Raw genomic sequence first — 10,657 nt, 5'->3', positions numbered from 1 at the left:
CTCAGCAGAGAACGCGTTCTCCAAACGACAAATGCCATTTGCTCGGCAGAGAACGCGTTCTCCAGACGACGAATGCTATTTGTTCCGCAGAGAATGCGTTCTCCAAGCGACGAATGCCATTTGCTCCGCAGAGAACGCGTTCTCCAAACGACGAATGCCATTTGCTCGGCAGAGAACGCATTCTCCAGACGACGAATACCATTTGCTCGGCAGAGAACGCGTTCTCCAGACGACGAATGCCATTCGCTCCGCAGAGAACGCGTTCTCCAGGCGACGAATGCCATTCCCTCCGCAGAGAACGCATTCTCCAGACGACGAATGCCATCTGCTCAGCGGAGAACGCGTTCTCCAGATGATGCCGCCCTACGTCCCCTCCCCTTCAAGGGGAGGGTCAGGGTGAGGATGGGGTACGTTAGATTATCCCTCCGTGTCCTCCGAGCCCACCCCTGTGACCGCCGTCTTCAAGCTTTTCCTTTTATGCTATTTTGTATATCGATTTCAATTGTACGACCCTAATCTACCATGATATGCTGCGCCCGCCGCAGAACTAGCTTCAGCACAGCGACTTTCTAAAGTGACAATCTCACGAGGACAGCCCATGACCAGCGACAAAAACGGTTCCGATAAAGACAACAGTGAAAACAAAAGCCTTCACCTTGAAGGTCCGGCCCCAACCCTTTCCGAGCTTTACCCCCAAGTCAGCAGAATCCTCCTGTTCGTAGCATTCGAAGTGGCCGACTCCGAATCCGAGCCCAACTACCAGCAGATCATCTTCACCCCCGACGCCGAAGCCGCCTTCCGTCTCGACTGTTCCCGCGAAGAATGCCTCCACGGCGGCTTCGACTTTGCACCCATCATTCAAGAAATGATCAAAAGAGACGACTCCAGAATCCACGGCAGACTCGAATGCCAAGGCACCCTCCCACCAGGTGGGGAGGCTTGTCGCTTGAAGGCGGAGTATCGGATCATCATCGATTGATCCCATCCCTTCCTTCAAGGTGAAGTTGGGCGCAGCCTGAGACGGCGTAAAACGGACAAATTGAGTTTGAAGAACCGTTTGGACCATGAGGAAGTATAAGAAGACGCAGAGGGGCGCGAAGTCGAAATCGTAGTATGATAACCGGGGCGGAGGAGCGTATGTGCCGAAACATCAAGACTCTCTTCAATTTCGATCCACCGGCGACCGACGAGGAGATTCGCGCTGCGGCGCTGCAATTCGTGAGGAAGGTGAGCGGGTTCAACACACCTTCCAAAGTGAACGAAGCTCCCTTTGAGTTGGCCGTTGAGCAGGTAACGGAGGCCGCGCGGACTCTGCTGGGCTCGCTTTCCACCACCGCACCGCCGCATGACCGGGAAACGGAGCGGGAAAGGGCAAAGGCGGCGGCCAAGAAGCGGTTCGGACGGAATTGATGAGGTAGGCGGACAGCACCCCATCCTCATCCTGTCCTTCTCCTTGAAGGAGAAGGGACGCTGTGCGGGAGATTGATGGTAAAGGGGCGGACAGTATAACCCCACCGTGAGAGATGATGAAACTAAGCAACATAGTTCTCCCGGTCGCGGAATATGCCTGCATTGCCGGCGCCGTCTTCACCGCGTACAAGGCTGATGGAGCCATGAACAAGGCGGGAATCGGCAACCTGGAGCTCTTTGCCTTCTGGAGCAGATGTACCTGGCTTATCGTCACCATATTTCTCCTGCTTTGGATGCTGGCCGTGGTGCTCGCGGTGGTCAACCAGCAGCGGAGGTACTTCGCTCGCCCCTTAGAATACTGGATATCGCTGGTTCCCACTGTGCTTCTGCCACCTGCCCTTTTGGTCGTTTTTTGGCTGGCTTATTTGGTATGGATGTGACATCAGCCCGGCGGAAAAAGGAGAAGGCCGGGAAGAACTTCCCCGACCTTCTGATGTTTTTTTGGTGGCCTCAACGAAAGGGGCTGATGACCGTCCTGGAATGTATTTAGGTGCCACGGGTTTTTTAACGTTGAGTGCACGCCTTAGTTGCCGCCTGCAGTGCCGGAGTCATCATTTCGCGCACGGGGCCGCCAACCTTCATGGCTACCTGCCCGATCAAGCCGATGGTAGCCAGATCGTACCATGGTTGCGGAGGCCCCGGGTTGTGATGGTGGCGCTCCATCCAGTACAAGAGGGCGCCTAAATCGTTGCCGCACTGCGGGTAGTCGTCGCCGGTTTCGGCGGAAAACTGCACATGATTGCTGTGGACCTGGGTGATTGCCGTGGTTGCGGCCTTACGGATGGCAGTTGCTGCTTCTCTGTTCGAGATGGTGTGAGCGACTTTTTCGATTGCCCTGGCGGCGACCTCATTGAGCAGACTCTCGGGTAGGATGCGGATCAAGGCTCGATAGGGGAATTCTCCTTTGCTGGGAAAATCGGCGGTGTCCATAATGGTCTCCTTTTTGTAAGGTTTCGGTGACGGAAGTTATGGAAGCGCAGGATGGTTTACGAGGGAAGCCGAGGGAAAAGGGACGTTCATCAGCTTTAGAAATTATATCTTAGCCCGAAGGTGTGGCAACCGTGGCGGAAACGTGGCGACGGTCACCGGCTACAACGAGTTCCATTACAAAAATTTGGCTGTCGCATTAGGAATTTTGGCAGTTTCTGTTACAATTACCGCTGTTTGTGGCGGAGATGGACGTGTTCGCGTTCCGACTCATGTATCTATGATCATTTTTTATTGAGGCAGAGCTTTTTCTGCCGGAGGAGAAACAGCATGTATTCGGGTAATGTCGGCAAGAACACGATTGCTATGGTATTGGCTGGTGGCAAAGGCGAGCGGCTGAGCCCGCTGACCTTGAGACGGGCGAAACCGAGCGTCGCCTTCGGCGGCAAATACAAGATAATCGACTTTGTACTGAGCAACCTCTTCAACTCCGGCATCAAGAAGGTCTACATCCTCACCCAGTACCGCGCCTATTCCCTTACCAAACACATCCGCGAATCGTGGGGCAAGTGGACCGGCCTCGGCGAATTTTTCGTGGCGATCTCCCCGGAGACCAGCTCCGAGAGCGAATCCTGGTTCAAGGGGACTGCTGACGCCATCCTCCAGTATCTGAGATTCGTGGAATCGTCGGATGCCGATTACGTGGCGGTGTTCGGCGGCGACCACATCTACAAGATGGACATCAACCAGATGATCGCCTTCCACCGCATGAACAGGGCCGACCTGACCATTGCCGCCCTGGAAGTTCCGGTGGAGGAAGCCAGCCGCTTCGGCGTTTTCTCGGTGGACGACGATTCCCGGGTCACCGCTTTCACCGAAAAGCCCGAGCACCCGGAAACCATTCCCGGCAGGGAGACCTGCTTCGCCTCCATGGGCAATTACATCTTCCCGACCAAGAAGCTGATCGAGGTACTGCAGGAAGGGAAAAAGCGCTACGAAGACCTCGACTTCGGCAAGCACATCATCCCCATGATGCTGGAAAACCGCGACCGGATCTTCGCCTACAACTTCAACGACAACGTGGTTCCCGGCATGAAGAGCGAGGAGAGGGGATACTGGAAGGATGTCGGCACCCTGGATTCGTACTACGAAGCCAACATGGACCTGATCAACGTATCGCCGCAACTGAACCTGTACAACTACAAGTGGCCGATCCTGACCAACCAGGGAAATCTGCCGCCTGCCAAGACCATCTTCGACCAGGACGACCGCCGGGGGCAGAACATCGACTCCTACGTCTGCGCCGGCTGCATAACCAGCGGCAGCCTGGTGGCCAGGTCCATCCTGGGGCCGCGCTGCAAAGTGAACAGTTACAGCCTGGTGGAAGACTCCATCCTGTTCGAGAACGTCACCGTCGGCCGGCACGTGAAGATCAGGAAGGCGATCATCGACAAGAACGTGGTGATACCGGACGGCACCACCATCGGCTACGACCACGAGCAAGACAAAAAGTGCGGGTACACGATCACCGAGTCGGGGATCGTGGTGGTGCCGAGGATCGAGAAGTAGAAGAAGCCAACCCCATCCTCACCCCTGCCCTCCCCTTGAAGGGGAGGGAGAAAAGGCAAAAAGACGTAATTTGTCATAATGTTCGCTGACGGTACCTTCTCCTTCAAGGAGAAGGACAGGATGAGGATGGGTGAAAGAGAGGGCGCAATCTGGCTGAGCGAAAAAGTGAGACTAATGAAAAAAAGCCCCGGGTGCACCGGGGCTTTTTTCGTTGGTGAAGGGAACGTTTACAATGAACGGAGCCTTTACATCGGCACGAAGTAGACATCGGTCGGCTTGAACTTGCAGTTGCGCAGGAAACGCGCCCTGACCGGCATGCCGACCTTGACCTCGTCGGGTTCTGCCCCGATCAGCCGCGACAGGAACAGCGTGTCGACGCCGTCGAACTCCACCATGACCAGCGTGAAGGGGGTCTCCTTCAGGAAGGCCTCGCCGCCGAAGTGACAGGTGGTGTAGGTGTGTACCCTCCCCTCGCGCGGCAGCTCGAACCACTCGGTGGGGGCACCGCATTCCATGCAGTGCCCGCGCGGGGTGGCGAAGCGTCGCCCGCATCCGGTGCAGCGACTCCCCATCAGCTTCTTCTTGGTGAGTCCAGCGAAGAACGGGGAATCCTGCGCGTAGGAGTGCAGGTAGTCGATCTCGTAGTGGTACTTGAGGATGATGGGGTCGGTGTTGAAGAGGATGGTGCCATCATCGGTTTCGGGCAGCTTGGCGTTCTTGTCCATGTCAGGCCTTCTCCATGATCGAAACGGTGATGTAGGTCCCGGTCCCCGCGTGGCTGTGGATCAGCCCGCGCTTCGGCTCGGGAAGCTGGAGGGTGGCATCTCCCAGGTGCTTGCCGATGGTCCCCTGCAACTGCCAGAAGGCGAACACCGCCTGCATGAGACCGGTGGCGCCGACCGGATGCCCGCAGGCGAGCAGCCCGCCTGAAGGATTGACCGGCAGCCGTCGCCACTTGCTCTTTTCCGGGAAGCTCAGCCCGTAGTCGAGGTTGGCCATGAAGGGGGTGCCGGAATCGACGTAGCTCCCCCCTTCCCCGTACTTGCAGAGCCCCAGGTCCTCGCAGGTCTGGATCTCCGAGGAGGTGTAGGCGTCGTGCAGTTCCACGAAGTCCAGCTCCGCGCGCGGGTCCTGGATGCCGGCCATCTGGTAGGCCTGCTTGGCGGCGGCCCGCCCGCCCCGGAAGGAATGCACGCCGGGGTACTTCAGGTCGGCGTACTCCTCCTTGTTCTCGTGGGAAAGGAGCAGTACCTCCCCGTGCGGGCGGTCGGCCATGCGCATGGCGTCGGTGCCGGTCCCCACGCCGCTGATCAGCACCGGGTTGTCGCACAGCTTCCTGGCCATCTCCTCGGAGGCCAGGATGGCCACCGCCGCCCCCTCCGACATCTGGCAGATGTCCAGGATGGTGAGCGGCTCGGCCACCATCATGGAGGCCCTAACGTCCGCGATGGTGAGCTTCTCGGGGCGCTGCGCGTAGGGGTTGTACATGGCGTTCAGGTGGTTCTTGATGGAGACCTTCGCCATCTGCTCCACGGTGGTGCCGAACTCGTGCATGTGGCGGATGACCATCATGGCGTAATAGCCGGAGTAGAACCCCCCCACCGGGTAGTCGAAGTTGGTGTCCGAGGCGAGCGCGATGAACTCGTTCCCCTTCCAGGTGTTCACCCTTCCCATGGTCTCGAACCCCATCGCCAGGCAGACGTCCATGCGCCCGGAGGCGACCGACTCCCAGGCGGACTGGAAGCAGAGCCCGCCGGTGGCGCCGCCCCCCTCGACACGGCGCGAGGGTTTGGGGTTCAAGCCCAGGTAGTCCTGCACCATCGCCCCCGCCATCAGCTGCCGGGTGAAATGGTCCGAGAAGTAGGAGCAGACGCTGCCGTCGATCTGGTCGCGGCTCAGCTTCGGAAGGTCGGCCATGGCGTAATCATAGGCGTCCTTCACCATGCGGCGGAAATCGGTCTTGGGCAGCGCCTTGGCAAACTTGGTGATGCCTCCGGAAATCATGTAGACAGGTCTCATGCGTGATCACCTCTTGGTCTTGATCAGGTCTTTCAGGTAGGAGCGGGCGATGATCAGCCGCTGGACCTCCGAGGTCCCCTCGCCGATCTCGCACAGCTTCGCCTCGCGGAAATAACGTTCAACGGGATAGGCCTTGGTATAGCCATGGCCGCCGTGCATCTGGACCGCCTTGAGCGCCGCGCGCATGGCCGCCTCGGAGGCGAACAGCTTGGCCATGGAGGCCTCCCTCGCGTACGGCTCCCCCCGGTCCTTCAGCCTGGCCGCCCGCAGGGTCAAAAGCCTCGCCGCGTCCAGCTCGGTCGCCATATCCGCCACCATCCACTGCAGCGCCTCGAACTCGCCGATTTTCAGGCCGAAGGCGCTTCGCTTCTGCAGGTAGTCGATGCTCTGCTCCAGGCAGGCGCGGCCGATGCCGACCGACATGGCAGCCATGCCGATCCTCCCTGCCGAAAGCACCTGCATGGCCTGCTGGAACCCCTGGTTTTTCTGGCCGATCAGCGCGTCCTTTTCCAGCCGGACGTCCTTCAGCATCAAGGCGACGGTATCGCTGGAGCGGTAGCCGAGCTTGTCGAGATTTTTCCCCTTCTCCAGCCCCCGGACCTCGCCGGGCAGCACGAAGGCGGAAATCCCCCGGGCCCCTTGGGAGCTGTCGCTTTTGGCCATCACCACCAGGACCCCCGCCCGCGAGCCGTTGCTGATGAAGTACTTCCTGCCGTTTAGCCGCCACCCCTCCTGATCGGAAGCTGCCACCGCCCTGATCCCGCCGGCATCGCTGCCCGCCTCCGGCTCGGAAAGCGCCCAGGCGCCCACCGCCTCTCCTCGAAGAAGCGGCGAGAGGTAACGTTCTTTCTGTTGATCGGAAGCGAAGAGGTCAAGGTGGGTCGCGCACAGGGTGTGGGCGAGCAGGGTGATGGTGACCGAGGCGTCTACCCGGGCCAGTTCCTCGACGGCCACCACGTAGCTCAAAAAATCGCGGCCGCCGCCTCCGTAGCGCTGCGGGAAGATCAGGCCGAAGAGCCCCATCTCCTGCAGCTTTTTGATCGCCTCGGCCGGGAACTCGCCGCTGGCGTCGCGCTGGGCTGCTCCGGGGGCGAGCTCGCGGTCGGCGAACTCCCTGACCCTCATTTGCAGCGCTTTCTGTTCTTCGTTGAGTTCGAACTCCATAACGACCTCCGCTAAGGTCGGAACCAATCCTTTTCAGCCAACAAAAAAAGCACAATAGACACAAAAGAGATTCTTTATTGTCTGGAAACGGCCTGCTTAAAGAATATCATCTCTTGGTCATTGCGCTTTTACTGCCAAGTCCCAGCACGAGAGTCAGTTCATACTGTGTGAACCATCACCTCGTGCTATTGCTCGGGAAGCCTGATCTTCTTTTCGATCTTCTCGGGAGGCGCGGCCTCCGGGGCCGGTTTCAGCACTTCTCCGCAATTGCCGCAGCAATCCTTGCAGCCGTCCTTCATCTGCTGGCCTTCCGTTTCCTTCGATTTGATCGAGCTTTTGGCCGCTTTGCATTTCTGGCAGCACTCGCAGGCATCATCCTTTGCCTTGTCCTGTCCCAGCGTCTGCTGATGGTCGACCGGGATGCCCGCCTGCGAGTCGGGTCTCACCGAGTGAGACGATGAGCAAGCTGCCAACAGGAGCGCTGCTGCAATGATAAGGCTACCTCTGGTCATTTCCGTCTCCTCCCATGGTAATGCTGCAGGCCTGCGCGGCATGGAGTGGTGGTGGGATGCTAAAAATTAACATGGGTACACTATTTGTCAAACCGCCTTGACTACACAGCGCTGGATAGTCTGGTATACTCGCCAGATAAATAAATACTAAGGAGGAAGACCCATGCACAGGCGTATCGTAGTCACCTTAGCTGTACTGGCATTCAGTATCAGTGGCATGGCAGGATGCAAGAAACAGCAGGCTGAGCAGGCGCCGGCAAATGCGCCGGCCCCCCCGGCAACCGCGCCGGTCTCCTCGGCAAAGGCTGCTCCACCGTCAGGTGCCGTTGCCGCCGAGGCCCTCTACAAGCAGTACTGCGCCGCCTGCCATCCCGACGGCGGCAACACCATCAATCCCAAGAAGACCCTGCACGCCAAAGACATGGCCGCCAACAACGTCAAGACCTCCGATGACATCGTCAAGCTGATGAGGACTCCCGGTCCGGGTATGACCAAGTTTGACACCACCACCATCTCCGACGACGACGCCAAAAAAATCGCTGACTACATCCTCGCTACCTTCCATTGATCCGGGATCCCCGCCCGACAAAGTGACAGGAAATGTAAAGGAGCCCAGCCTATCAAGGTCTGGGCTCCTTTCCATTTTTGGTGATGCAGTTCACTGCTTTGAGCTCGCTTTATGCTGTATCTTCACTAGTGGAATCCATCCCAACTCGGCAGAGATACCATCTCCATGAATCTCTTGGTCACCCTCAAATCACTCTATGCTCTCAACGGTGTCGCCGCGGTGCTCCTCTATCTGCCGCAGATAGGGAAGGCGTGGAAGGACCGGGAGCATGCCCTGTCGCTATCGCTCATCTCCTTCGGCGGTTGGTGCGTCGGATCGCTGGTCACTGCCCTCTACGCGTGGCTGCTGGTCGGGGACAGGATCTTCACGGCGGTCAGCGTGGGAAACATGGCGGGCTCGGGCGCTGTCTTCGTCATTGCGGCGGGGAGCAGGATAGGAGCTGCCCGGAAAATCTGATTACCTTCCGATATCCGACCTCTCCCCTCGCCCCTTTAGGGGAGAGGGGCGGGGGTGAGGGAGGCATTTCCTGCAGTGCGTGGCAACCCTCACCCGCCCTTCGGGCACCCTCTCCCCTAAAGAGGAGAGGGAATATAAGTACCACTGTTACTCCATCCAAAGGCTGTTACCGGCAGGGGACGAAGCGCACCACGTTACGGGTCTCGCCGAGCAGTTCGCGCAGGGACGCCAGCAGGTAGTCGATCTCTTCTTCTGTGTTACCCCATCCCAGTGAAAAGCGGACCGAGCAGTGCGCCTCCTGCGGGGTAAGCCCCATGGAGAGCAGGGCGTGGGACGGCTCCGGGTTCCCCGACTTGCAGGCGGAGCCTGAGGAGAAGGCGATCCCTTTGCGGTCCAGAAAGAGCACCAGCGATTCGCCACGGACCTCCGGCAGGATCATGTTCAGCGTGTTGGGAAGGCGCTCGTCGCTGGGACCGTTCCTGCGCGCTAGCGGCAGGATCGCCATGACACCCTCCTCGAGGCGGTCCCGCAGCCGCGCCACCCTGGCAGGCTCCTCCCCGTACAACCGCTTAATCGACAACTCCACTGCCTTACCGAAACCGACGATGCCCGGTACGTTTTCAGTCCCCGCGCGCAAGCCGTGCTCGTGCCCTCCCCCGGTAACCAGTGGTTCTATCGCCACCTCCTTCCTGACATAGAGCGCCCCTACCCCCTTGGGCCCGTGCAGCTTGTGGGCTGACAGGGCCAAAAGGTCCACGCCCAGTTCCTCGACGTCGACCTGGATCTTCCCGAAGGCCTGCACCGCATCGCAATGAAAGAGCGCACCCTGCCGGTGCGCTATCTCAGCAAGCTGCCGCACGGGCTGTAGCGCTCCCGTTTCGTTGTTGGCGAGCATCACCGAGACGAGCAAGGTGTCCGGGCGAAGGAGAGCTTCCAACTCCCGGGGCTTCACCACCCCGTCCCGGTTCACCGGCAGTACTGACAGCTCGTACCCCATCCCTGCCAGCACGTGGGCCGTTTTCAGCACGGCCGGATGCTCAACGCTGCTGACGATGAGGTGGCGGCGGCTACCGTCCGATGCCTGAGCCACACCCCTGAGCGCGAGGTTGTCCGCCTCGGAACCTCCGCCGGTGAACACGATGCGTCGCGCGGTGCAGTTCAGTCCCTGGGCAACCACGCGCCGGGCCGCCTCCAGCGCGGACTTCGCATGGCTGCCGAATGCGTGGATACTGGAGGGGTTGCCCCATTCCTCACCCAAAAATGGCAGCATTGCCTCCCGCACCTCCGGTGCCACCGCCGTGGTGGAGTTGTTGTCGAGGTAGATCCGGCGGGATGAGGGGATGGTGCCTGGCGCAATGTCGATCTGGCAGCTGGCCCCGGCCTCCTTACTTTCTTCGGCTCCCGCCCACGTCCCCGAAGGGGGAGGGCCAGGGAGGGGGACTGCAGCCGGCGACTCCAACGAAGTTCCCTCCACCCGACCACCCCCCTCCAGCTTCCTCACCCTGCAAAGCAGGCTCTTATAAACAGGGAAGCCGGAGATGGGATCGTAGCGGCGCGGATCGGTAAGGACATTCACGTTGCACTCCTGCCACGCCTGCGACCCCAGCGGGCCGCCGCCACCCATGGCGGCATCGATGGCGCCGGGCACGATATCGTCGCTGATCTCGGCATGGTAGCGTGCCCGCCCGCGCACGCTCTCCACCCACACGACCTCACCACCCGCGATCCCCGCCCGCTCGGCATCCTGCCGGTTGATCACCACCGGCGGTACCTCCTTCCCGTCGCGAAGGCCCTGCACGCCGTGGTGCTGGGTGCGGAAGTCGTGGATGGTCCGGGTGCCGGAGTTAAACACTAGCGGGTACTCCCTCGCCAGTTCCGGGTTGGCGAGCGGCCCCTCTCCCGGTTCCGTGTAAACCGGAAGCGGGTCGTACCCGTTTTCAGCCAGCAGCGTGGAAGCGATCTCAAACTTACC

13 protein-coding genes are annotated in these 10,657 nt (G+C 59.8%); 6 read left to right on the top strand and 7 right to left on the bottom strand.

Going from position 1 to position 10,657, the window contains the following annotated elements; all coding sequences use genetic code 11:
- The coding region (locus VJ604_RS18815) for a hypothetical protein (RefSeq protein ID WP_324085166.1) at positions 1–284 on the bottom strand (284 nt) is incomplete at its 3' end.
- Positions 285–598: 314 nt separating this feature from the next.
- On the opposite strand from VJ604_RS18815, the gene VJ604_RS18810 reads away from it, so the two are divergent.
- The 3 genes from VJ604_RS18810 (at position 599) to VJ604_RS18800 (ending at position 1,850) form a co-directional block, all read left to right on the top strand.
- Positions 599–979 carry a hypothetical protein gene (locus tag VJ604_RS18810; RefSeq protein WP_324085164.1) on the top strand — a complete coding sequence of 127 codons (381 nt, stop codon included), beginning with the start codon at positions 599–601 and terminating at the stop codon, positions 977–979.
- A gap of 158 nt (positions 980–1,137) precedes the next feature.
- Complete coding sequence (locus tag VJ604_RS18805; RefSeq protein ID WP_324085163.1) at positions 1,138–1,410, top strand: DUF2277 domain-containing protein; 273 nt, start codon at positions 1,138–1,140, stop codon at positions 1,408–1,410.
- A gap of 113 nt (positions 1,411–1,523) precedes the next feature.
- Complete coding sequence (locus VJ604_RS18800; protein ID WP_324085161.1) at positions 1,524–1,850, top strand: hypothetical protein; 327 nt, start codon at positions 1,524–1,526, stop codon at positions 1,848–1,850.
- Positions 1,851–1,974: 124 nt separating this feature from the next.
- Here the strand turns inward: VJ604_RS18800 and VJ604_RS18795 are convergent, their stop codons facing one another.
- Entirely contained in the window at positions 1,975–2,400 is a 426-nt protein-coding gene (locus VJ604_RS18795; protein WP_324085159.1) for a hypothetical protein, read from the bottom strand.
- 327 nt (positions 2,401–2,727) lie between these two features.
- Here VJ604_RS18795 and glgC point away from each other — a divergent pair, with 327 nt between their 5' ends.
- Positions 2,728–3,966: a glucose-1-phosphate adenylyltransferase gene (gene glgC, locus VJ604_RS18790; protein ID WP_324085157.1), complete on the top strand. Its 1,239-nt coding sequence runs from the start codon at positions 2,728–2,730 to the stop codon at positions 3,964–3,966.
- A gap of 245 nt (positions 3,967–4,211) precedes the next feature.
- Here the strand turns inward: glgC and VJ604_RS18785 are convergent, their stop codons facing one another.
- From VJ604_RS18785 to VJ604_RS18770, 4 genes are all read right to left on the bottom strand, one after another.
- Entirely contained in the window at positions 4,212–4,691 is a 480-nt protein-coding gene (locus VJ604_RS18785) for a Zn-ribbon domain-containing OB-fold protein (RefSeq protein WP_324085155.1), read from the bottom strand.
- Between the two features lies 1 nt (position 4,692).
- On the bottom strand, positions 4,693–5,985 hold the full coding sequence (locus VJ604_RS18780; protein WP_324085154.1) for a thiolase C-terminal domain-containing protein: 1,293 nt from the start codon (positions 5,983–5,985) through the stop codon (positions 4,693–4,695).
- Between the two features lie 6 nt (positions 5,986–5,991).
- Complete coding sequence (locus tag VJ604_RS18775) at positions 5,992–7,149, bottom strand: acyl-CoA dehydrogenase family protein (RefSeq protein WP_324085151.1); 1,158 nt, start codon at positions 7,147–7,149, stop codon at positions 5,992–5,994.
- A 185-nt stretch (positions 7,150–7,334) separates the two neighbouring features.
- On the bottom strand, positions 7,335–7,661 hold the full coding sequence (locus VJ604_RS18770; RefSeq protein ID WP_324085148.1) for a hypothetical protein: 327 nt from the start codon (positions 7,659–7,661) through the stop codon (positions 7,335–7,337).
- Between the two features lie 163 nt (positions 7,662–7,824).
- Between VJ604_RS18770 and VJ604_RS18765 the strand changes: the two genes are divergently transcribed.
- Both VJ604_RS18765 and VJ604_RS18760 read left to right on the top strand, forming a co-directional pair.
- The gene (locus tag VJ604_RS18765) at positions 7,825–8,229 is read left to right on the top strand and encodes a c-type cytochrome (RefSeq protein WP_324085147.1); all 405 of its coding nucleotides are present in this window, start codon (positions 7,825–7,827) and stop codon (positions 8,227–8,229) included.
- A 165-nt stretch (positions 8,230–8,394) separates the two neighbouring features.
- Positions 8,395–8,685, top strand: a complete 291-nt coding sequence (locus VJ604_RS18760; RefSeq protein ID WP_324085144.1) for a hypothetical protein — start codon at positions 8,395–8,397, stop codon at positions 8,683–8,685.
- A gap of 166 nt (positions 8,686–8,851) precedes the next feature.
- On the opposite strand, the gene VJ604_RS18755 is transcribed toward VJ604_RS18760, so the two are convergent.
- On the bottom strand, positions 8,852–10,657 hold a 1,806-nt coding region (locus tag VJ604_RS18755), incomplete at its 5' end, for an IscS subfamily cysteine desulfurase (protein WP_324085142.1).

Source organism: Geomonas sp. (assembly GCF_035254065.1).
In the GTDB taxonomy this organism is placed as follows: Bacteria; Desulfobacterota; Desulfuromonadia; order Geobacterales; family Geobacteraceae; genus Geomonas.
Note: the sequence above shows the minus strand (reverse complement) of the source record. Positions and strands in the feature narration are given on the sequence as shown.

Excerpts from the sequence above, each read along its gene's own strand:
- VJ604_RS18810 (WP_324085164.1), top strand. The coding sequence starts at position 599 with ATGACCAGCGACAAAAACGGTTCCGATAAAGACAACAGTGAAAACAAA.
- VJ604_RS18805 (WP_324085163.1), top strand. The coding sequence starts at position 1,138 with ATGTGCCGAAACATCAAGACTCTCTTCAATTTCGATCCACCGGCGACC.
- VJ604_RS18800 (WP_324085161.1), top strand. The coding sequence starts at position 1,524 with ATGATGAAACTAAGCAACATAGTTCTCCCGGTCGCGGAATATGCCTGC.
- VJ604_RS18795 (WP_324085159.1), bottom strand. The coding sequence starts at position 2,400 with ATGGACACCGCCGATTTTCCCAGCAAAGGAGAATTCCCCTATCGAGCC.
- glgC (WP_324085157.1), top strand. The coding sequence starts at position 2,728 with ATGTATTCGGGTAATGTCGGCAAGAACACGATTGCTATGGTATTGGCT.
- VJ604_RS18785 (WP_324085155.1), bottom strand. The coding sequence starts at position 4,691 with ATGGACAAGAACGCCAAGCTGCCCGAAACCGATGATGGCACCATCCTC.
- VJ604_RS18780 (WP_324085154.1), bottom strand. The coding sequence starts at position 5,985 with ATGAGACCTGTCTACATGATTTCCGGAGGCATCACCAAGTTTGCCAAG.
- VJ604_RS18775 (WP_324085151.1), bottom strand. The coding sequence starts at position 7,149 with ATGGAGTTCGAACTCAACGAAGAACAGAAAGCGCTGCAAATGAGGGTC.
- VJ604_RS18770 (WP_324085148.1), bottom strand. The coding sequence starts at position 7,661 with ATGACCAGAGGTAGCCTTATCATTGCAGCAGCGCTCCTGTTGGCAGCT.
- VJ604_RS18765 (WP_324085147.1), top strand. The coding sequence starts at position 7,825 with ATGCACAGGCGTATCGTAGTCACCTTAGCTGTACTGGCATTCAGTATC.
- VJ604_RS18760 (WP_324085144.1), top strand. The coding sequence starts at position 8,395 with ATGAATCTCTTGGTCACCCTCAAATCACTCTATGCTCTCAACGGTGTC.